This is a genomic window from Microvirga tunisiensis, from assembly GCF_009296175.1.
Classification (GTDB): Bacteria; Pseudomonadota; Alphaproteobacteria; order Rhizobiales; family Beijerinckiaceae; genus Microvirga; species Microvirga tunisiensis.
Window position 1 is genome coordinate 23,535 of sequence record NZ_VOSK01000034.1, and the last position, 20,860, is coordinate 44,394.

18 protein-coding genes are annotated in these 20,860 nt (G+C 62.5%); 8 read left to right on the top strand and 10 right to left on the bottom strand.

The window, feature by feature from the left end:
* Positions 1–2 precede the first annotated feature (2 nt).
* The 3 genes from cysT to FS320_RS11870 are packed head-to-tail and all read left to right on the top strand — an operon-like array spanning position 3 to position 2,776.
* Positions 3–851, top strand: a complete 849-nt coding sequence (gene cysT, locus FS320_RS11860; protein ID WP_152711707.1) for a sulfate ABC transporter permease subunit CysT — start codon at positions 3–5, stop codon at positions 849–851.
* Positions 844–1,725 (top strand): sulfate ABC transporter permease subunit CysW, encoded by an 882-nt coding sequence (gene cysW, locus FS320_RS11865; protein ID WP_152711709.1) that lies wholly within the window; start codon positions 844–846, stop codon positions 1,723–1,725. Before cysT ends, cysW begins: the two co-directional genes overlap by 8 nt.
* Positions 1,703–2,776 carry a sulfate/molybdate ABC transporter ATP-binding protein gene (locus FS320_RS11870; protein WP_152711711.1) on the top strand — a complete coding sequence of 358 codons (1,074 nt, stop codon included), beginning with the start codon at positions 1,703–1,705 and terminating at the stop codon, positions 2,774–2,776. The genes cysW and FS320_RS11870 overlap by 23 nt, the downstream gene beginning before the upstream one ends.
* 16 nt (positions 2,777–2,792) lie before the next feature.
* On the opposite strand, the gene FS320_RS11875 is transcribed toward FS320_RS11870, so the two are convergent.
* From FS320_RS11875 to FS320_RS11915, 9 genes are all read right to left on the bottom strand, one after another.
* Positions 2,793–3,560, bottom strand: a complete 768-nt coding sequence (locus FS320_RS11875; protein WP_152711713.1) for an ABC transporter ATP-binding protein — start codon at positions 3,558–3,560, stop codon at positions 2,793–2,795.
* Positions 3,548–4,291, bottom strand: coding sequence for an ABC transporter permease (locus FS320_RS11880; protein WP_152711715.1), 744 nt, complete (start codon positions 4,289–4,291; stop codon positions 3,548–3,550). Before FS320_RS11880 ends, FS320_RS11875 begins: the two co-directional genes overlap by 13 nt.
* A 6-nt stretch (positions 4,292–4,297) precedes the next feature.
* Positions 4,298–5,293: an ABC transporter substrate-binding protein gene (locus FS320_RS11885; RefSeq protein ID WP_152711743.1), complete on the bottom strand. Its 996-nt coding sequence runs from the start codon at positions 5,291–5,293 to the stop codon at positions 4,298–4,300.
* A 555-nt stretch (positions 5,294–5,848) separates the two neighbouring features.
* The gene (locus FS320_RS11890) at positions 5,849–6,367 is read right to left on the bottom strand and encodes a flavodoxin family protein (RefSeq protein WP_152711717.1); all 519 of its coding nucleotides are present in this window, start codon (positions 6,365–6,367) and stop codon (positions 5,849–5,851) included.
* Between the two features lie 295 nt (positions 6,368–6,662).
* Positions 6,663–6,986, bottom strand: a complete 324-nt coding sequence (locus FS320_RS11895) for a hypothetical protein (RefSeq protein ID WP_152711719.1) — start codon at positions 6,984–6,986, stop codon at positions 6,663–6,665.
* A gap of 183 nt (positions 6,987–7,169) precedes the next feature.
* Entirely contained in the window at positions 7,170–8,045 is an 876-nt protein-coding gene (gene nadC / locus FS320_RS11900; RefSeq protein WP_152711721.1) for a carboxylating nicotinate-nucleotide diphosphorylase, read from the bottom strand.
* A complete protein-coding gene (locus tag FS320_RS11905; protein ID WP_152711723.1) occupies positions 8,042–9,640 on the bottom strand; it encodes an L-aspartate oxidase in 1,599 nt (532 codons plus the stop codon). The genes nadC and FS320_RS11905 overlap by 4 nt, the downstream gene beginning before the upstream one ends.
* Positions 9,641–9,649: 9 nt before the next feature.
* On the bottom strand, positions 9,650–10,648 hold the full coding sequence (nadA, locus tag FS320_RS11910; protein ID WP_152711725.1) for a quinolinate synthase NadA: 999 nt from the start codon (positions 10,646–10,648) through the stop codon (positions 9,650–9,652).
* Positions 10,649–10,807: 159 nt separating this feature from the next.
* Positions 10,808–11,794: an NUDIX hydrolase gene (locus FS320_RS11915; protein ID WP_152711727.1), complete on the bottom strand. Its 987-nt coding sequence runs from the start codon at positions 11,792–11,794 to the stop codon at positions 10,808–10,810.
* A gap of 1,775 nt (positions 11,795–13,569) precedes the next feature.
* Between FS320_RS11915 and FS320_RS11920 the strand changes: the two genes are divergently transcribed.
* Positions 13,570–14,235, top strand: coding sequence for a transglutaminase-like cysteine peptidase (locus tag FS320_RS11920; RefSeq protein ID WP_420846731.1), 666 nt, complete (start codon positions 13,570–13,572; stop codon positions 14,233–14,235).
* A gap of 312 nt (positions 14,236–14,547) precedes the next feature.
* Positions 14,548–14,898 carry a carboxymuconolactone decarboxylase family protein gene (locus FS320_RS11925; protein ID WP_152711729.1) on the top strand — a complete coding sequence of 117 codons (351 nt, stop codon included), beginning with the start codon at positions 14,548–14,550 and terminating at the stop codon, positions 14,896–14,898.
* Between the two features lie 90 nt (positions 14,899–14,988).
* On the opposite strand, the gene FS320_RS11930 is transcribed toward FS320_RS11925, so the two are convergent.
* Complete coding sequence (locus FS320_RS11930; protein ID WP_152711731.1) at positions 14,989–16,716, bottom strand: bifunctional protein-serine/threonine kinase/phosphatase; 1,728 nt, start codon at positions 16,714–16,716, stop codon at positions 14,989–14,991.
* A 481-nt stretch (positions 16,717–17,197) separates the two neighbouring features.
* Here FS320_RS11930 and nirB point away from each other — a divergent pair, with 481 nt between their 5' ends.
* From nirB to FS320_RS11945, 3 genes are all read left to right on the top strand, one after another.
* Complete coding sequence (gene nirB, locus FS320_RS11935; RefSeq protein ID WP_152711733.1) at positions 17,198–19,648, top strand: nitrite reductase large subunit NirB; 2,451 nt, start codon at positions 17,198–17,200, stop codon at positions 19,646–19,648.
* Positions 19,645–19,977 (top strand): nitrite reductase small subunit NirD, encoded by a 333-nt coding sequence (gene nirD / locus FS320_RS11940; protein WP_152711735.1) that lies wholly within the window; start codon positions 19,645–19,647, stop codon positions 19,975–19,977. The genes nirB and nirD overlap by 4 nt, the downstream gene beginning before the upstream one ends.
* 9 nt (positions 19,978–19,986) lie before the next feature.
* On the top strand, positions 19,987–20,860 hold an 874-nt coding region (locus FS320_RS11945; protein WP_152711737.1), incomplete at its 3' end, for a molybdopterin-dependent oxidoreductase.

Below are 20,860 nucleotides of genomic sequence, written 5' to 3' on the forward strand. Positions count from 1 at the left end.
CCATGAGCTCTGCCTTCTCTCTGCGGATCAAGCAATCGAGCGTGCTGCCGGGCTTCGGCGTCACGCTCGGCTACACGCTGCTTTACCTTGGACTGCTGGTGTTGCTGCCACTCGGCGCGCTGGTGGTGAAGGCCTCAGGGATTGGACTCGCGGGCATTGTGGCGACCGCCACCGAGCCGCGGGTCGTTGCGGCACTCAGGACGAGTTTCAACATCTCCTTTCTCGCAGCCGGCGTCGCGTCTCTCTTCGGCCTTCTGATTGCATGGGTTCTCACCCGGTACGACTTTCCTGGCCGCAGGCTCATCGATGCCATTGTTGACTTGCCCTTTGCCCTCCCAACGGCCGTCGCGGGCATTGCACTGGCCGCCCTATATGCACCGAATGGGTGGGTGGGTGCGCTTCTTGAGCCTCTGGGTCTCAAGGTGGCCTATACGCCCTTAGGCATCTTCATCGCCTTGGTCTTCATCGGGCTTCCTTTTACTGTCCGCACGGTGCAGCCGCTGATTACGGAAATCGAGCACGAGCTGGAGGAGGCCTCTGCAACCCTCGGCGCGTCCCGCTGGCACACCTTTTGGAGGGTTCTCCTGCCTCCGCTTCTTCCTGGCGTGCTGACGGGCTTCGCACTGGCCTTCGCCCGCGCGGTCGGAGAATACGGATCGGTCATCTTCATTGCCGGAAACTTGCCTTATGTCTCCGAAATCGCTCCACTGCTGATCGTGATCAAACTGTCGGAATACGATTATACCGGTGCGACGGTGATCGCGACCATCATGCTGGCGATCTCGTTCTCAGCGCTTTTGCTGATCAACCTGCTTCAGGCTTGGAGCCGCAGGAGGTTCGGTCATGTCTGATCTCAGTGCCGCTCTCCTCCCACCGGTTTCAACGCAGCGGAGTGTCGTGACCGAGCAGAAGCTGGTCCGACGGCTGGCCATTGCGGTTGCACTCATCTTCCTGGTTCTGTTTCTGGTACTGCCACTCGTCGTCGTCTTCGTGGAAGCCTTCAGGCGGGGGATCGGGGGCTTTCTCGCCGCTTTCCAGGAGGCGGATGCGCTGGCGGCAATTCAACTGACGTTGACGGTTGCGGCAATCGCGGTGCCTTTGAACCTCGTGTTCGGCCTCACGGCATCATGGGCGATCGCCAAATTCGAGTTCAAGGGCAAGAGCCTTCTGATCACCCTGATTGACCTGCCGTTTTCCGTCTCGCCCGTCGTGTCGGGCCTGATCTACCTGCTGCTCTTCGGCGCCCAGGGCTTGTTCGGGCCTTGGCTCATGACGCACGGCATCAAGATCGCCTTCGCGCTGCCGGGCATCGTGCTCGCCACAATCTTCGTGACATTTCCCTTCGTGGCGCGCCAGCTCATCCCTCTCATGCAGGAGCAGGGCACGGCAGAGGAGGAGGCCGCTCTGACGCTCGGAGCGAGCGGCTGGCGTACGTTCCTGACGGTGACACTGCCCAACATCAAATGGGGACTGCTGTACGGCGTCCTGCTGTGCAACGCCCGCGCCATGGGCGAGTTCGGCGCGGTTTCCGTGGTCTCGGGCCACATCCGAGGCTTGACCAACACCATTCCGCTTCACGTGGAGATTCTCTACAATGAGTATAACTTCGTTGCGGCCTTTGCCGTCGCCTCGCTCCTCGCTGGCCTCGCCCTCGTCACCTTGGCGCTCAAGTCTTTCCTCGAGTGGCGTCACGGAGCCGATCTTGCCCACGGCGCACACCGCTGAACGGAGCCAAACGGTCGATATCCGCATTGCAGGTGTGACGAAGACCTTCGCGGGCTCGGCCGCGCTGCACGATGTGAATCTGGAAGTCCAGCCCGGAGAGCTCCTGGCGTTGCTCGGCCCTTCGGGTTCGGGCAAGACCACGTTGCTGCGCATCCTTGCCGGATTGGTGGAGGCCGATCACGGGCAGGTGCTGTTTGGAGGCGTGGATGCCACGTCACTTCCAGTGCAGAAGCGTCAGGTAGGCTTCGTCTTCCAGCACTATGCCCTGTTCAAACACATGAGCGTTTTAGACAATATCGCCTATGGCCTCCAGGTGCGCGAGCGGGCGACCCGACCGTCCAAGAGCGAGATCCGCCGGCGTGTCTCCGAACTGCTCGATCTGGTCCAGCTCTCCGGCTATGAGAGCCGGTTTCCGTCGCAGCTCTCCGGCGGCCAGCGCCAGCGGGTTGCCTTAGCGCGGGCGCTCGCCGTCGAGCCGCGCGTCCTGCTGCTCGACGAGCCATTCGGAGCTCTCGACGCCAAGGTACGCAAGGATCTCCGCGCCTGGCTGCGCGACATCCACCAGCGCACCGGCAAGACAACGGTCTTCGTCACCCACGATCAGGATGAGGCCCTGGAATTGGCGGATCGGGTCGCTGTCCTCAACTGCGGACATCTCGAGCAGGTTGGGAGCCCCGATGATGTGCAGGATCATCCCGCGACACCGTTCGTGATGACTTTTCTCGGCCAGGCCGCTCGCTTCAACGCCGAAATCCGCGATGGACGGGTGTTGGTGAATGGGAAGCCTGCTCCCGTGGCTGCACCGAAAGCCACCATTGGACCGGCGAGCCTCTATTGCCGTCCATGGCATCTGAAGCCGGTACCCGCAGGCCATGGACATCATCAGGGCATGATCAGTGGCGTTCGGCGCCTTGGATCCATGCGCCGGATCGAGGTGTCGCCAGCCGATGGAACGAAGCTCGAGATCGAGGCTCCGCTTGTGACGAATCTGAGGGTCGGCGAGGAGATCGGCCTGGACATTCTGGACGGTGTGATCTTCCGGGATGGCTGAGGGCGCCGAGATCGAGCTAGATCATGCCGCCATCAGTGACGATATCGGACGTCAAGCCCTCACGCAGGGCTTTCGCGGTCTGCGCGAGAGCCGCGTCCTGACGCCGGCGCGGATGCGGGCTGTCGATGCGATGTTCCGCCACGATCCGACCTGGGGAACCTGAGAGAACGATCACTCGATCTGCCAGATAAGTAGCCTCATCAATGTCGTGTGTCACGAACAGGATCGTCTTACCAGTCTTCTGCCAGATGCGGATGAGTTCGTCTTGGAGACTCTCGCGGGTGATGGCGTCAAGAGCCGAGAACGGCTCGTCCATGAGCAGAACCTCGGGCTGAACCGCGAGAGCCCGGGCCAGGGAAACACGCTGGCGTTGCCCGCCCGATAGCTCGTGTGGCCAGCGCTGCGCCAGATGGCTCAAGCCGACGAAATCGAGCGCATCCTGTGCCTTCATCTTGCGCTCACGACGGGGCGTATGAGGATGCTCCAAACCGAAAGCCACATTGGCGATCACGCGGCGCCAGGGTAGCAGCCGGGAGTCCTGGAACACGAAGGCCACCGGCCGGCGCTCCGGATTCTTGGCAACGACACGCCACGTGCCGGCGCTGGGACGGGCAAGCCCTGTCAGCACGCGCAGCAAGGTGGACTTGCCGACACCGGAGGGGCCGACAATGGCGAGGAACTCGCCGCGGCGCACATCCAACGACAGGCGGTCGAGAACTGTCGTCTTCTGGCCAGCTCTCTCGAAGGCGAGCGAGAGGTCCCGGATCTCGATCACGCTTTCCATCGCAACAGCCATCCTTGCAAGGCCACGAAAGCCGTATCGAACAGGCCGTAAAGGGCCGCCATGGTCAGCATGTAGACCACGACCACGTCGGTCGCGAGAAGGCTGGAGGCCTGCATCATGCGTTGGCCCAGTCCACTCACGCCAAAGATTTCAGCTGCCACCACGGCCATCCAGGCCTGTCCCAGAGCGGTGCGCAGGCCCACCAGTATGCCGGGAGCGGCAGCCGGGAGCAGGATCTTCTGCAGGCGGCGCAAGCCGGAATGAAACCCGAAGGCCTCCGCCACCTCCACCAGGTCACGATCGACATGGCGGATAGCTCCATGAGCCGCGAAGTAGACAATCCAGAACACACCGACCGAGATGATAAACACGGCCGCCGGCGTGCTGACGCCAAACCAGATGATGGCAAAGGGGACCCAGGCAAGACCTGGGATCGGACGCAGAACGCGCACAACCCAGGCAGTGAAGCCTTCCGCAGTCCGGTACATGCCCGTGACGATGCCAAGCGCCACCCCGAGTGCGGCACCGACGCTCAGACCCGTGACATAATGGCTGAGGCTGCTGCTAACGGCTTTCAGCCAAGCCCCACTTGTGACTTCCTTCAGAAAGGCCGTCGGGATTGCACTGGGACCAGGCAGCATCGCCGGATTGACGAGACCCAGACGCGGAACGGCCTCCCACAACCCAAGAAAGACGAGGAGGCCGACGCACGAAAGCAGGAGAAGGCGCATAAAGGTTTAGTTGCTGTTGGTGGCGCGTTCAAAGAAGCGCGGCTCAAACAAGCCTTCGAACGGCAGTTCCTTGTCGAGGGAACCCAGCTTGACCTGATAGGCCTGCATGAGGCGTGACGACTCGACAATCGAACGAGGATCGATCTGAAACTTGGTCGCTGGTGAAGAGAGGGCCTTGCGGATCGTTTCGCTATCCACGATCCCTTTACCGAGAGCGGCCTCCAGCGGCGCGACAGCACGATCAGGCGTTTTGGCGAGGAGTTCTGCCGCCTTGACGAGCCCGCTCACCAAAGCCTGAACAGCTTCCGGGTTCTTCTCAAGGAATGCTCCTGACACAGCGACCACTGTTCCAGGCTGGCCGGGGAACATTTCATCGCCCAGAGCCACCAGTTTGATGCCCGGATTACGTCCCTGCACGATAGTAACGGCCGGCTCGCGAATGGTAGCACCCTCGACAGCTCCTGCGAGAGTGGCTTGCTGGGTCGCGTCAATCCCCATGGGAACGATCTCCACATCCGCCTTGTCGGCTTTCGCCTGCTCCCACAGCCAGTATTGCAGGGTGGTGTTCGGCACTGAGCCTGCCGGCTGAGTTGCCAGGCGAGCAGGCTTGCCCTCGGCCGCGCGATAATTCTTGAACGCAGCAGCATGCGACGTGCCCGGCGTGAAATATTTGGCAAGCTTCGGCGAGGCCACGAATACGTTCTCAGCGGTCGCTGTTGCCGCAACGACGCGCACGTCGACGCCTTTCGAGCGAGCCACGGCCAGTGGCGCAACACCAGCCACGTAAATATCGATCGTACCCGAGGCGAGGGCTTGGATCATGTTGGGACCGGACTCGAAGGTGGTGACGGTGAGATCGAGGCCACCCTGCTTCAGCCAGCCTTCGTTCTGCGCCACGAACAATGGAGCCGTGCCAATGATCGGGATGACACCGACCCGGGCAGTGACCGATGCCTTCTGCGCGAGGGCTTGTGGGCCTACGATCATGGCAGACGCAAGCATGCCGGCGCAGGCGAGGAAGGTGCGCCGCTTCACGAGGTTCGCTCCCCTTGCTGAGCCGCTCGAGCGGACCGTGTCATCGGCAAGCTCGCTGTCGGTCCATTGTGCCAAGTGGGACATCATAGGTCTCCATATGTGGGGATGCATATCGTTGCCCGTAATCCGATTGTCATCGGCGGCGGCAGTTGTCGAATTCAATGCGGAAAGTGTTCGTTATAAAGAACAAAGTCAAGTAGTTGGCCGAGCTGGTAGCTTAGAGAAGTGATGGGTACTCTGCCTGAAGTGTCGAATTCCTCGGCGGAGAGGCAGAATTTTCTCTTTCCAGGCTCATTTGCAGAATAATTTACTCTGCAGCCCGGTCCTATAGAAAGAACATTTTTCTTGAGATGGCAGCCCATTCAGCGCACTGCCTGGATTACGATGTTACCTGCTCTCTCGGGCCAAACGACTGCGCAAGCAGTTCAGATCCTTGCGCGTCAGCCACAGCTCTCACACGGCTTAGCGAAGCTCATCTGTAGCTGCGTGGGTTGGCGCAGAAACAGTCCTCCCCTGGGGCCTCTAAAACACCCCGATACTCATCCCTGCCGCGAGGGCTGCCCCAAGCTCTTCGCAGCGCTTCAGATCATCTGGACCGATGACCTTAGGGGCCAGGATCGCTTCCGGCGTCTGCGCGTGGGTGCAGACAATCAGCGGATCAGCAATAGCCTTGAGCCGCCATCCCGTCGCAATGCGCGCAACCTGACGAGCCGCATTGTGACCGTCGCTGCCCGCGCAGATCAGCGTTGCGTAGGGGCGCCCGCTGATGCGATCGAGGGCCGGATAGTAGGTGCGGTCGAAGAAGTCCTTCATCAGTCCGGTCATGGCCGCCAAGTTCTCAGGCGTGCCGAAGATACAGCCATCCGCCTCGAGGAGATCGGCCGCCTGAGCAGACGGCGCCGGAAGCAGGCGGACGCGCGCGGTCGGTTCCGACGCTGCGCCACGGGCACTGGCCTCGACCATCTGACGGGTACCCCCAGTCATCGAATGGTACACGATCAGAAGCGTCTTCGTTGGGCCTGAATGCAACGTATCGTTCATGGGCAGAGATCCCGGACCTGTTGGCTGGCGGCACCAACAGGATGGATACCAGCAACCATATCGAATCCCGGTGCAGCAGTTTACAACTCGGCTACGGGCTCTGCCCCTCGAAGGGCCCGCCAGTGAAGCACCCCAGCTGAGAGAGGTCGTCCAAATCCTCAGCCATGGCGCGTGTGATGCCGGGTGCACCATCGCCCCCGCCATAGGATTGGCGCAGTAAAGATCTCGTTGCCACTGGTGCCACTTGCACAGGCGGCTTTCCGCGCTCGGCACAAGGGCCTCGCGGCACGGTTTGTCAGCGCTGGAGCTTGGCTGCGATCTCCGGCCGGTTCTCGGCCAGCCATTGTTGGGCATCGAACGGATCGACGACGCAGTCGAATGCTGCCCAGGTAGGGTCCTCCAGCGACTCCTCCCGGAGTCGGGTGGCCGCATACTCGACCAGTTTGTGCAGCCCCTCGTAGCCAGGCTGGGTCTCAAGGGCGTCGGCAATCCAGACGCTGGACCAGTCCTGTGCAGCCAAGTGCTGAATGCTCTGCGGATCGGCCTTGCGAAACCAAGGCGTCGCATCGAACTCGAGGGCAAGCGCATTATCGGCGGTATGGCACGAGGCTCGGATCATCACCCGCCTCCCAGATCGACGTCCGTAACCCGACTCTACCACACTCCAGCATCAGGGCAGAGGCCAGCCTAACGTCCATCTGTCCCTGGATGAGCTATAGCGAGCCGCGGCCTCTGGAGTGTTCCGGTGGCGCTCGGCGCATCCAAGGTGAGAAGAGCACTTTGAGCTACCAAGCGCCCGGCGTCAGGCAACATCCAGACCAAGGTCGAGGATCGGTGCGCTGTGCGTGATCCAACCGGTGGAGATCAAATCCACGCCGGTGGCCGCGATCGCGGGTGCTGTCGCCACTGTAATTCGGCCAGAGGCTTCCGTGATAGCTCGCCGGTTCACCCGCCGCACCGCCTCCGAGAGGGTGTCGGGGCTCATGTTGTCGAGCAGGATGGCGTCAGTTCCAACCTCCAGCACCTCATCCAGCTGCTCGAGGGTGTCCACCTCGATCTCGACTTTGACGAGATGCCCCACAGTGGCACGCGCCCGCTCCAGCGCCGGCCGAACACCTCCGGCGATGGCGATGTGGTTGTCCTTGATCAGAACGGCATCATCGAGCCCGAAGCGATGGTTGGCTCCTCTGCCCGCCCGGACGGCATGCTTCTCCAGTGAGCGCAACCCGGGCGTGGTCTTGCGCGTGCAGACGATCCGGGCATGTCCATGAGGCCGAATGGCGTCGACGAGAGCCGCTGTCGCCGATGCAATGCCCGACATCCGGCAGACCAAGTTCAGGGCCACGCGCTCCGCCGAGAGGATGCTCCGGGCCGGCCCCTCCACCCGCAGAACGGCCTCTCCGCGTTCCACCCGGCTGCCGTCGGGGCGGTCAACAGCCACTGTGATGGCAGGGTCGATCAAGGTGAATGCCAGAACCGCCGCATCCACGCCGGCGACAATCCCTGACTCACGCGAAACAATGGCCCCATGCAATCTGGCCTCGGCTGGAATGACAGCATCCGTCGTGATGTCACCAGCCCGGCCCAGATCCTCAAGCAACGCCGCGCGCACGATGGGCTCCACCAGCAGGCGCGGGAGTGGACTTACAATCTCATGTGCGGTGACAATCGGTTTCATGCCACTCTCCTGACAGGTGCCGCTGTCTCATGGTCGATCTCAGCCGCTATGTGCAGCGCCTGATCGAGGGTCGTCTCGGTATGCTGCTCTGGCAAAGGATCAGGATGGTCCAGCCGCTGATGAGCTCCTCGGCTTTCACTCCGCGCATATGCTGATATTGCGATCAGCAGGCTCACCAAGGCAGCGTCGCGTTCACCTGCTGAATGCCCTTCAATCACCCGCGCACGGAGATCACAGATCGCGTCCTTCAACCCGCTTTCCTCACGGATTACGCCAACCTGTCGATCCATGACCGACCGGATCTGCAGCAAACTCGCAGACTCCTGATGAGAGACGGACCGATGTCGCACAGCAAAAGATGGTGAGAGAGGCAGTTCCATCGACGTTTGGTATTCCATTTCCTTGATGCCGTCAGCAATCCAGGCCGCATAGGCCAGTGCCTCAAGGAGAGAGTTGCTTGCTAACCGGTTCGCCCCATGCAGGCCAGTCGACGATACTTCACCGCAAGCCCAGAGCCCTTCGACAGAACTGCGGCCCCGATCATCCACCTTGATTCCGCCCATGTGGTAATGAGCGGCCGGGCGCACGGGGATCGGATCACGAATTGGGTCAAGACCGGCCGCGCGGCACAGCGCCGTCACGCCCGGGAATTTCTGGGCGATGTGTTCCCCCAGTACGTGCCGTGTGTCGAGGAACACGCGCTCCCCTGCTTGGATCTGGGCAAAGATCGCCCGGGCGACAACATCACGAGGTGCCAGTTCCGCTCCGGAAATGCCTTGCATGAACCGCTCGCCACGGCTGTTGACGAGCTTTGCCCCTTCGCCGCGCAGGGCCTCAGTTGCCAGCGGCATCGGATCAAGACAGGCCGCAATGGCCGTGGGATGAAACTGAACGAACTCGAGATCGCGCAGGACAGCCCCCGCATGGGCTGCCAGCGCCAGCCCGCCACCCAACGCGCTCAGGGGATTGGTGGTGTGTGCATAAAGGCCGCCAATTCCACCTGTCGCCAGTACCACGGCTCGGCTCGGGATCAGGGCGGGCTCACCGCTGCCGCCGGATCTCCGAGAGGCGCAGAACACACCGGCCACCGCGCCATCGGCGTCGAGCGCCAGATCCGCGACGCGGTGGTCCTCCAGGATCTCGATGGAGGGAGCGTTCCTGACGGCCTGGATGAGGGCGTCCAGAACACTTTTGCCGGTTCGGTCACCCTGGGCATGAACGATCCGCCGACGCGAGTGAGCAGCCTCCAGTCCCAGGATCAACTCGTCACCTGTAACGGTTCGATCAAAAGCGGCGCCTTGAGCAATCAGCCATTCAATGCAGGAAGGCGCGGCGGCTGCGACACGAGCCGCGACACCAGGATCGCTGAGACCAGCGCCGGCCTGAAGAGTGTCAGTTGCGTGCAGGGCAGGGGCGTCGTCTGCTCCAAGGGCCGCCGCGATACCGCCCTGGGCTAGAGGCGTGGAGGCGTGCTGCCCCAATGGGGAGGCCACGAGCAGGGTCACCGGAAGCGGCGCCAAGTGCAGGGCCGTTGCCAGTCCCGCGATACCACCACCCACGACTATGATCCGGTCGAACGGATTGGTTCTTCTCATAGCCAGCCCTCAGCGAACGGCGAGCATGCGCTCGACAGCCAGCCGCGCCCGCTCGGCCACGGCCGGGTCAATCGTGACCTCATACTGGCGCTGCTCAAGGGCTCGGCGGATCTTGGGCAGGGTGATGCGCTTCATGTGCGGGCACAGGTTGCAGGGCCGCACGAACTCGACCTCTGGGTAGAGAGCCGCCACGTTGTCGCTCATCGAGCACTCGGTCACGAGAGCGACGCGAGCCGGGCGTTTCTCGCCGACAAAGTCGGCCATGCCGGCCGTCGACCCGGCGAAGTCCGCTGCCGCCACCACCTCCGGCGGCGCCTCCGGATGGGCCAGCACGACGACGTCGGGATAGCTCTCGCGCACTTCACGGATGTCCTCGGCAGTAAAGCGCTCGTGCACCTCGCAGTGACCAGCCCAGGTGATGATCTCAATGCCGGGCACCTGGGCGGCCGTGTTCTGGGCCAGGAACTCGTCCGGCAGCATGATCACCCGGTCGACTCCCAGCGACTCGATCACCTTCTTCGCGTTGCCCGAGGTGCAGCAGACGTCGGACTCGGCTTTCACCGCGGCGGAGGTGTTCACATAGGTGACCACCGGCACGCCCGGGTAGCGCGCCCGCAGCTGCCGCACATCCTCTGCCGTGATCGACTCCGCCAGGGAACAGCCTGCCTCGGCATCCGGGATGAGCACCGTCTTGTTCGGATTGAGGAGTTTGGCAGTCTCGGCCATGAAATGCACACCGGCCAGCACGATCACGTCGGCATCCGTGTTCACCGCCTCACGTGCCAGGGCCAGGCTGTCGCCGACGATATCCGCCACCGTGTGGAAGATCTCGGGCGTCTGGTAGTTGTGCGCTAAAATGACGGCATTGTGCTCACGTTTGAGCGCCAGGATTGCCTCGATATCGCTGGCGAACACAGGCCATTCCATCGCCGGGACATGGTGCCGCACGCGGGCGTAGAGATCGGGCAGGGGCAGGGACGCAGACACCATCGAAGCAGCAGCGGACATGACGGCCTCCTATGCTCACTGAGAGCATTAGCGGATCGTAGTAATGCTCTCTTTGAGCATTGTCGGCTTACAAGAAAGCCGGCTGCGTAGCCGGCACATGACTTATGCTAGGCGCGAGTATAAGCTCGCGTCAACCCACAATCTGCTGCAACATTGGGCTCACCTCAAGCGCGGCAGTCGCACGCCGGGGGCCGGGCGCTCAATCAGCACCTCGCGCCGGAAGCGCACCAGACGAGCGGGGCGCCCGCCCGTCTCAGTTGTGATTTCCCCGGTTTCCTCAACAAGGCCCTGCATCTCGACCAATCGGCGAAAGTTTTGCTTATGGAGGCGCACCCCTGACAGAGCCTCCACTGTCTTCTGCAGGTCTAGCAGCGTGAAAGAGGTCGGCATCAGTTCGAAAATCACCGGCCGGTACTTGATCTTACCCCTCAGGCGGCCGATGGCCGTCGCCAGAATGCGCCGGTGATCCAGGCTCATTGGCTGACCGGGCGCGAGCCGCACTTTCGGAGCAACGGGAGGCTGTACGTCTCGCAGAGTCTCCGGCACCAGACCAGCTTCGAACAGGAGTTCGTAGCGCTCCAGCACCCGTTCATCCGCCCAAGTCCCGGATGCAAAGCCAAAGGTGAGCTCGATCCTCTCTTCCCGAAAACTCCTGAGAGGTTTTCCACCCGAACGGGCCCAGGCCTTCAGGGCGGGCTCGATGACCTTGAGCGCCGATGGGCGGCCCTCGCGCCAGTCCTCCCACGGAAGATAGCCGTACCAGTTCCGCCAGGCCGCATGGGCCAGTCCGGCCGGTCGCGCCTCGCGGGCGAGAGCCAGATAGGCGATCGACAAGGCATGCCCGGCCCCCGGATCAGCGGCTTCGGCGCGGTCGCGATCGCCAAAAGTGTAGAGCTGCTCGACGTAGCCCAAGGTCAGCTGGGTCTGCTCGGCCACCCAGGTCCGCAAGCCTATCTCGAGGGTGCGATGCTGCGACTGCAGGGGACCTGAGGGCAGTCCCTCAGGCTGCTGCGGCGTGTCCCGAACCGTGAGGACCCGCGGCTCGTCCGGCGTGGCTGCCATGATCACGGCACTGAGATCAACAGTCGGGGCAACATGAGGCTGCTTGAGGGTCTTGGGGCGCCGGGAGGTTGGGGCAGAGGGCATGAAAACTCAAAAGCTACAGGAGTTGGGACAAAATGGTGGAAGTCTTCGCGCCTTCTGTCGAGAGATTTGTGAGGAAGGCAGGACTAAGAGCCTAGATAACACACCGGCTGCAATGTTTCATGATGATGCTTGGGCACGCCTGTTGAAGCCGACAGAACCCATCGGCTGAACCGGTCGTGACAGAGGCGGCAAGGTGGGCGCGATCACCGGACGCTATTGAAGCCATGCCCCGATCACCTGACCTGAAAGGCTTGCAAGAGCATGTACTCAGCGCATGGCTGCATCCCGTAGATCAAACTTGCCTATGCTGCAATGCAGCATAGTCTTCAAGAAGGTGCATCGGTGCAGCCGAGGCGTACCTTTTCGAGAAGTTTGGCCTTTGTCAGAGACATGATCCCGAGCAAGTCTTCAAGCCGCGCTCCCGGCGCCCTGACAGTGTCAGAGTGGACCGCCATCGCCAGTTCGCTCGCGTTCCTGGTTCTCTGGCTTGCCATCTCGTTCAACTAGGAAGACGGCCTCGCCAAAGCGCAAGCGGAGAGACAGCGTCACAGGATGCGGCACCTATCGGGCTCGATCTCGTTGGGGCAGTCGCGTGAATTTGACCTGGTTCAGGTCTCCGGGCCTGACCTAAGGGAGAGCTCCATTTTGCATCAATTGCAGCCTCTGCACCGCCGTGCGGCCGATCCCCTTGCGGTTGATGAGATCGAGCAACGGATTCTTCGCACCTACGTGCAATTAGCCGTCACCCCAGAGCGGGCCGATGGCTCGCGCAGTGCGACACTCGCACGGTCTGGCGCCCTCGAAGTGCGGTTGACCGAGTGTGCCCAGCCGGCGGGACCTGTTCCTGCGGAGCCACCCTTCTGGCTCGAGATTTACTCCCACGACACAGGCTCAACAGTCGATCGTTGGGGCTGCTTCGAGTTCGACGAAGCCGAATTAGCGGCGGCCACCGACGTCATTCTCCAGATTTGTACATGCCTTGAGAGGGAGTCATCGTCACCAAGGGAGGGCCTGCGGGACGGCCGCCCTTGGGGGCCACCTTACGCACACGCTGGCAGGACCGGAGCGCGCCATGCTCGTGACGGTGAGAACGGGTCCTTCGGCGAACCAAGACGCCTTGTACATGGTGGGATTCCTCACGCAGACAAGCGCTTGACCTCAAGGTGGCATGCCCCAAGTAGGGGTCCATTGCCTCTTCACCTTGTCCTTTGAGCTGTGCCTTGTTGAAGCGAATTGTCCCACACCGGCCGCAGGCCCTCGATCTCTGGCTAACGGCCACTGCGGCGTCGGCGGCGATCGCCGCCATCACGTTATGCGCGCAACTGCCGTAGGACCGTCACTGAGCAGCTCCGCGCCTGCTTGATAGGAAGGCTCAGAGGCTACGGGATCTGAGAACGCCAATTCAGTCAGGCGCTTGGTCATGTCACGCGAGAGCGGCTGAAGATTGATATGCCCAGGAAATCAAACCATCTCCGCGCCAGTGACAGCGCTCATCCTGGCACCCCCCGGGCGCGGGAGTCATCCGCTCATTGCCACCATAAGCAACTCTCGTACGCCCCACACCTGCAGAGCGCTCCTTCCGCGACAATGACGTCCCATATGGCAGGCTTCATGCCCAACGTTTGAGCAAAAGCACGGAAACAGTGCACGGCCAGCGCAAAAGCTCAGCACGCCGAGTATTCCTGCTCATTTTGATTGCATGTCTACTGGACTGGATCATTGCCAAAGCCAGGAGGTCGAGCGAGCAGGACATGTACCAGGACATTGAAACGGGCATTCGCCAACAAAAGGCTGGCAATCGTTTTCATGCGCTGCGCTGTGGCGCCCTTGCAATGGCTTCGTGGGCAGGTCTCGCATTCTTCGGCCCCGCTGTGGCGGCGTCCCTGTCAACCGCGTCCGCAATCCTGCCTGCACCAACCGAAGCAATCGTATCGGGCGGGTCGGCAGGTCCCACACTCGCATGGGCTGAGTTCTGCCAGAGCCAACCTCAGGAATGCGCCGTTAACGCATCGGAACCTATGGCCCTCCGTCTCGAACCGGACGTCTGGCTCACCATCCTGGAGGTAAACGAGCGCGTGAACCGCATGATCCTGGCGGTGACGGATCAGGATCACTGGGGTGTGCTGGATCGCTGGGACTATCCCGACGATGGGCTTGGTGACTGCGAGGACATTCAGTTGCTCAAGCGCAAGCTTCTGATCGAAGCAGGCTTGCCCCGGCGCGCCCTGCGTATGACGGTTGTCCTTGATGAGCACGGCATGGGCCACGCCGTGTTGATGGTCCGCACGAGCCATGGCGATTTTGCGCTCGACAACAAGAGAGATGCTGTCCTGGCATGGCAAGAGACTGGCTACCATTATGTGAAGCGCGAGGGAGATGACGGCAGCGCCTGGGTTTGGCTCGGAGGGCAGATCACACCGACCGTCACAGCCACCAAGTGAGATGGAGTACTTTGACTTGTTCGCGCCAAAACCCTGTAGTCGCAAAATCAAAATGTCGCCTGTAAGGGCCGAAGCCTATCCAATTCAGGCGTTTGCTTTTGCTTCTCGATCATGGCCCGGGTCTCGCGAACCGCTCGTCTGGGGAGTCGACCACAGCTGAAATACGAAGAACGCTCTTGGAGCCTTTCGACTCCTGACCAGGCTGGGTGCATTGATAGCATTGCTGGTGCTGGAGGACATTGTCCCATGATGATACCGTAAGGCAGAGTATCACCCAGGCTCATCATCATCGTGCCGTTTGAGGAGGAGCATATGGCGGAGGCCCCCGAGAACTTACCGTCCGGCGCAGGCGAGGTTGCAGAGGCGTATCCGGCGATCTGGGCTGCCTATGCAGCCCTCGGGAAAGCCTGCTCCGAGGCAGGTCCCCTCGACGCACGGACGCGGCGGTTGGTGAAGCTTGCTCTCGCTGTTGGAGCGCTCTCTGAGGGTGCTGTGCACTCACACGCGCGCCGGGCCTTGGCTGACGGCCTCGCAATGGAGGAGCTCAAGCAGGTGGCGCTCCTTGCAATCCCGACGCTTGGGTTCCCACAAGGCGTAAAGGCCCTCACGTGGATTGAGGATATCACCGATCCGGCTTCGTCTGACACAGACACGTCCCAGTAAGGCTCGTGTTCAGACCTGCTTCCTCAGCCGAGTACCTTGGCCCAATGTCTGAACGCGTTCTCCCACTCGGATAGAGCGGCGCCATAGACGCTATTTGAAGGCCCAACTCACGAAGAGCAGGACGGCGAGCGTGATGGCAATTATTTGCCAGACGAACACCGGGTTGCGTTCGTAAAGCGGCTTGCGGTGGAGGACCGTCGGCAGCGCTCGCGCGGAGCCATGCTCCAGCTCGAAGGCCAGCTCGAGCACGTCGCCAAACCGATCATGCGGCGACACCGCAAGGGCCCGGGCAAGGACCTGATCCAGCCAAGCCGGCAGATCGGGCCGATGGAACGTAAGCGGAGTCGGTTTGCTGAACCGCGGTCGAGAGAACGGCTCGATTTCACCGTAAGGATAGACTCGGCTGAACAGGCGATAGATCGTGACAGCCACGGCAAACTGATCCGACAGCGCGTCGCCATGAGCACCGGCGAAGAGTTCAGGCGCCATATAGCTTGGCGTGCCGGGGGCGTGTTCCAAGGCAAAATCGTCCATGCCGGCGACGCGTGCGACACCAAGATCGACCAGTTTCACGCCAGCCTCTGCCTGCTCCGCCACGTGTTCGAGGATCACATTGTCCGGTTTGATATCTCGATGCACGATGCCGGCCCGGTGCAGCGCGGCAACACCCTTTGCCAGCTTGATCGCGAGCGTCAAACCTTCAGAAAGGGAGATCGGTGGCGACCGTTGGAGCCGAGCCTCTAGGGTTTCTCCGTCATAGAACGGCATCACCGAGTAGAGACGGGTCTGACGCTCCGGCGGAATATCGAGAACCTCGCCAACCCAGGGGCTGCGGACACGCGCCGCAATCCAGGTCTCCCGGATAAAAGCCTGTCGAAGCACGGCATCGGCGTCCTGGATGGGCTTCGGAAACTTGATGATGACGGAGCGTTTCGCGACTGTGTCGTGCGCCCGGAACACCCGACTGTAGCGGCCATCGGAAAGTTGAGCCTTGAGATCGAATCCATCGATGACGGTGCCGATCGTGGGCGGTGGCAGAATGGGCTGGCCTGCAATGGCAAGCTCGAGATCCGGCTGGTTCGCCGGCGGCAGGCTCAGCACATCGAGAACGAGTGCTGTCGCGTTGTCCCCGCCTCGAGCAGCCAAAGCCGCGGCGGTCAGGCTCCGAGCCGTCTCCTCCGGTGAGGCTCTCAGGGCGAGCGCGTTCCGGAGGACCCGCTCAGGCAAGAACCCATGGACTCCGTCCGTGCACAGAAGGTAGCGATCGTGAACTTGCACAGGCTCGGCGAGATAATCGATCTGAATGCTGTCGTTTGCCCCAACGGCCCGTCGGAGGACGCCCTGCATGCCCCATTCAGTGAACGTGTGGTCGGTGGTGAGCCGATCCAAGCGGTCGTGGCGAAGGCGATAGAGCCGGCTGTCCCCGACATGCACGATGTGAGCCTGACGCCCCCATAGGATGAGTGCGGTCAGCGTGCAGGCCATACCCTGAAGGTCGGCGTTGCTGCGGCCTACGGCGTGGACCCAGCGATTCATCGCCTCGAGGGCACGCGCGCTTTTCTTCCGCACGCTGAGAAGCTCACTCTGGCTGAGGTAACCATCGATGAAGCCCCGCACCACGGTCTCGGCTGCCACGCGACCACCCTTTGCCCCGCCGACCCCGTCCGCGATCCCCGCCACCACACCATGGCGCGTCCGTTGCGAGGGAGTGCCATCGACGAAAGCGCAGTAGTCCTCATTGTCGGTTCGCGGGCCCCGTTCCGAGGAGTAGCCCACAGCGACACGGAGCTGCTCTGGCCCTTGCTGGTGGAAAGACATGCCGCCCCCCTGAGAGCTTCCCGACTCCAATTGTCCGATGTCGCGTGACGCACCTGTCGACAGTCCTGACACGATGGCGCTGCATGTCCAATCCCCCTGTTGGCCCTGTCCTCCCTCTCCGTCGGGCGCAAGCGCGAACGGGGCCGACTATCCGCCAAGGTGACCAATCTGCGGGCACTCTGCCGATCAGAAGTTATGCATTCTGCACAACATATAGTCTTGATCAAAAAGTAGGCAACCAATAGTCTTTCTAAATAACGCGGGCCCTGACAACGAAGTCACAAGGTCTCGCTGAACCGTCTGATCAAGGGCGATCAGATAGGTTTGCCTCTCATCTGGCACTACTCCGACAACGACGTCGCATGAATGGCTGGGATGCTGCGCAAGTAGCATGTGGCCACGTCAGGCGGCGCTTTTGTGCTTGCGGTCGAGTGCCGAGGAGTAGGCCTCTTGGATTTTTGACTTTCTCAGGGAGACTGAGATGCCCAAGAAGCTGGTCGTCATCGGCAACGGCATGGCCGCCGGCCGTGCCCTGGAGGAATTGTTCGAGCGGGCGCCCGGCGCCTACGAGGTCACGATCTTCGGCGCCGAGCCGCGCGTGAACTATAACCGCATCATGCTCTCACCCGTTCTCTCGGGCGAGAAGGCCTATGAAGACATCCTGATCCATGACGATGCCTGGTACGAGACGCACGGCATCACGCTCCATCGCGGCAAGCAGGTCGTCGAGATCGATCGTGCCGCCAGGCGCGTGATCGCGGCGGATGGAACGGCGGCATTTTACGACCAGCTCCTCGTCGCCACCGGATCGATGCCATTCGTGGTTCCGATCCCCGGCGCCACCCTGCCGGGTGTGGTCACCTATCGCGACCTCGACGACGTCAACAAGATGCTCGAGGCAGCGCAAAAGGGTGGACACGCCATCGTCATCGGCGGTGGCCTGCTCGGGCTCGAAGCGGCAGCCGGCTTGAAGGCGCAGGGCATGGAGGTGACAGTTCTCCACCTCATGCCGACCCTGATGGAGCGACAGCTCGATCCCTCGTCCGGCTACCTGCTGCAGAAGGCCTTCGAGGACCGCGGAATCGCCGTGCGCTGCAAAGCCAATACCCACGCGATCCTCGGCGAGACGCATGTCACCGGCGTTCGGCTCGACGACGGAACGGAACTGCCGGCGGACATCGTCGTCATGGCCGTCGGCATCCGGCCGAACGCGGTGCTGGCGAAAGAGGCGGGGCTCGAGACCAACCGGGGCGTGCTCGTCGGCGACGACATGCGCACGAGCGATCCCGATATCTTCTCGGTCGGCGAATGCGTCGAGCATCGTGGCCTCTGCTACGGCCTCGTGGCGCCGCTGTACGAGATGGCGAAGGTCGTCGCCGCGCAGCTCGCCGGCGACGAGGCCGCCGCCTATACCGGCTCCGTCACGGCCACCAAGCTGAAGGTTACCGGGATCGATCTGTTCTCGGCTGGCGATTTCGGCGAGGCCAAGGATCGGCAGGATATTGTCCTGCGCGATGCGGCGCGCGGTGTCTACAAGCGGCTCGTTCTCAAGGAGAACCGCATCGTCGGCGCGGTGCTCTACGGCGAGACGGGCGACGGGTCCTGGTTCTTCGATCTCCTGCGCAAGGAGACCGATGTCACGGAACTGCGCGACACCCTGATTTTCGGTCAATCCTACGTCGGAGGCGCTCCCCTGGACCCTACGGCGGCCGTTGCAGCCTTGCCGGATGATGCGGAAATCTGCGGCTGCAACGGCGTCTGCAAGGGCAAGATCGTCCAGACCATTGCCGACAAGGGGTTGAGCACGCTCGCCGAGGTGAGGGCGCACACGAAGGCCTCCGCGTCCTGCGGCACCTGCACCGGACTGGTCGAGCAGGTGATGGCCCTGACGCTCGGCGACAAGTTCGCGAAGGCGACGGTCGAACCGATGTGTGGCTGCACCGATCTCGGCCACGACGACGTGCGCCGTCTCATCCGGACGGCCGAGCTGAAGTCGATCCCGGCCGTGATGCAGGAACTGGCATGGAAGACCTCCTGCGGCTGCGCCAAGTGCCGCCCGGCCCTGAACTATTATCTTCTGTGCGATTGGCCGGGGGAATACGAGGACGATGGCCGCTCCCGCTTCATCAACGAGCGCGTCCACGCCAATATCCAGAAGGACGGCACCTATTCGGTGGTGCCGCGCATGTGGGGCGGATTGACCAACCCGCGGGAACTGCGCGCCATCGCGGACGTGGCCGAGAAATACAACATCCCGACCGTGAAGGTCACAGGCGGCCAGCGCATCGATCTTCTCGGTGTGCGCAAGGAGGACCTGACGGCCGTCTGGGCCGAGCTCAACGATGCCGGCATGGTCTCGGGCCACGCCTATGCCAAGGGCCTGCGCACGGTGAAGACCTGCGTCGGCACGGAGTGGTGCCGTTTCGGCACGCAGGATTCCACCGGCCTCGGCGTCAAGATCGAGAGGTTCATGTGGGGCTCCTGGACGCCGGCGAAGGTGAAGATGGGTGTCTCCGGCTGCCCGCGGAACTGCGCGGAATCGACCTGCAAGGATGTGGGCGTGATCTGCGTCGATTCCGGCTACGAGATCCACTTCGCCGGGGCGGCAGGCCTTCACATCAAGGGCACGCAACTGCTTTGCAAGGTCCCGGACGAGGATGAATGCATCGAGGTCATCGCGGCCCTGACGCAGCTCTATCGTGAGCAGGGGCACTATCTCGAGCGCATGTACAAATGGGCCGACCGGGTCGGCGCGGAATCCATTCGGGCGACCGTGGTCGACGATCTGACGAGGCGCCAGGCCCTCTACGAGCGCTTCGTCATCTCCCAGCGCACGGCGCAGATCGACCCCTGGGCCGAGCGGGTGGCCGGGCGCGACGCGCATGAATTCAGGCCGATGGCCAACTTCACCCTGGCGGAGGCAGCGGAATGAGCGAATGGATCGATGTGGGCATGGTCGACGACGTGCCGGTTCTCGGATCGCGGGTCGTTCAGGCGCCGGGCGGCGACATCGCCGTGTTCAAGGCGGCGGACGGAACGCTCTTCGCGCTCCGTGATCGCTGCCCGCACAAGGGCGGGCCGCTGTCGCAGGGCATCGTGCACGGCCATTCCGTGACCTGTCCGCTGCACAATTGGGTGATCAGCCTGAAGACCGGCGAGGCGCAGGGGGCCGACCATGGCTGCACCCATAAAATCCCGCTGCGGATCGAGGGCTCACGCATCCTGCTCGCAGCCTCGGCTCTCATGGCCCGCGCTGCCTGAGGAGGAAGAATGGCGAGCGGCACCCCGACCCGAACCACGTGTCCCTATTGCGGCGTCGGCTGCGGTGTCCTGGCGACACCGCAGGAGGATGGCTCTGTCTCGATCAAGGGGGATGAGCAGCACCCGGCCAATTATGGCCGCCTCTGCTCGAAGGGCTCGGCTCTGGGCGAGACGCTGGGTCTCGACGACAGGCTGCTCTATCCTGAAGTCGACGGCCGCCGTGCGGCATGGGATGAAGCGCTCGATCAGGTGGCGCGGCGCTTCTCCGAGACGATTGTCGAGCATGGCCCTGAATCGGTGGCCATCTACGGCTCGGGCCAGCTGCTCACCGAGGACTACTACGTCGCCAACAAGCTGATGAAGGGCTTCATCGGCGCCGCGAACATCGACACGAATTCCCGTCTCTGCATGGCTTCGTCAGTGGCAGGCCACATCCGCGCCTTCGGGTCCGATACCGTGCCTGGCACCTATGAGGATCTGGAGCAAGCCGATCTCGTCGTTCTCGTCGGCTCCAACATGACGTGGTGCCACCCTGTCCTGTTCCAGCGCCTTCTTGCCTCGCGCGAGCGGCGCGGCACCAAGATCGTGGTCGTCGATCCGCGCCGTACCGTGACGGCGGAAGCTGCCGATCTGCATCTGGCGGTCGCTCCCAATTCCGACGTCGCGCTCTTTTTGGGCCTGTTTGATCATCTCGACCGAATGGGCTTGGGCGACAGCGCCTATGTCGACGGTCACACCTCGGGCCTCGCCGAGGCGCTAGGGGCAGCACGGGAATGCGGTTTTCCGGGTGCGCTCAGCGCCACCCGCCTTCCGGCCGAGCAGCTGCGCGAGTTCTACACGCTGTGGAGTCGCTCGGAGCGCGTCGTGACGGCCTATTCGCAGG

Coding starts and splice junctions, on each gene's coding strand:
- nirD (WP_152711735.1), top strand. CDS start 19,645: ATGAGCGAATGGATCGATGTGGGCATGGTCGACGACGTGCCGGTTCTC.
- FS320_RS11875 (WP_152711713.1), bottom strand. CDS start 3,560: ATGGAAAGCGTGATCGAGATCCGGGACCTCTCGCTCGCCTTCGAGAGA.
- cysT (WP_152711707.1), top strand. CDS start 3: ATGAGCTCTGCCTTCTCTCTGCGGATCAAGCAATCGAGCGTGCTGCCG.
- FS320_RS11890 (WP_152711717.1), bottom strand. CDS start 6,367: ATGAACGATACGTTGCATTCAGGCCCAACGAAGACGCTTCTGATCGTG.
- cysW (WP_152711709.1), top strand. CDS start 844: ATGTCTGATCTCAGTGCCGCTCTCCTCCCACCGGTTTCAACGCAGCGG.
- FS320_RS11930 (WP_152711731.1), bottom strand. CDS start 16,716: ATGTCTTTCCACCAGCAAGGGCCAGAGCAGCTCCGTGTCGCTGTGGGC.
- nadA (WP_152711725.1), bottom strand. CDS start 10,648: ATGTCCGCTGCTGCTTCGATGGTGTCTGCGTCCCTGCCCCTGCCCGAT.
- FS320_RS11880 (WP_152711715.1), bottom strand. CDS start 4,291: ATGCGCCTTCTCCTGCTTTCGTGCGTCGGCCTCCTCGTCTTTCTTGGG.
- FS320_RS11885 (WP_152711743.1), bottom strand. CDS start 5,293: ATGCTTGCGTCTGCCATGATCGTAGGCCCACAAGCCCTCGCGCAGAAG.
- FS320_RS11925 (WP_152711729.1), top strand. CDS start 14,548: ATGGCGGAGGCCCCCGAGAACTTACCGTCCGGCGCAGGCGAGGTTGCA.
- FS320_RS11915 (WP_152711727.1), bottom strand. CDS start 11,794: ATGCCCTCTGCCCCAACCTCCCGGCGCCCCAAGACCCTCAAGCAGCCT.
- nirB (WP_152711733.1), top strand. CDS start 17,198: ATGCCCAAGAAGCTGGTCGTCATCGGCAACGGCATGGCCGCCGGCCGT.
- FS320_RS11895 (WP_152711719.1), bottom strand. CDS start 6,986: ATGATCCGAGCCTCGTGCCATACCGCCGATAATGCGCTTGCCCTCGAG.
- FS320_RS11905 (WP_152711723.1), bottom strand. CDS start 9,640: ATGAGAAGAACCAATCCGTTCGACCGGATCATAGTCGTGGGTGGTGGT.
- nadC (WP_152711721.1), bottom strand. CDS start 8,045: ATGAAACCGATTGTCACCGCACATGAGATTGTAAGTCCACTCCCGCGC.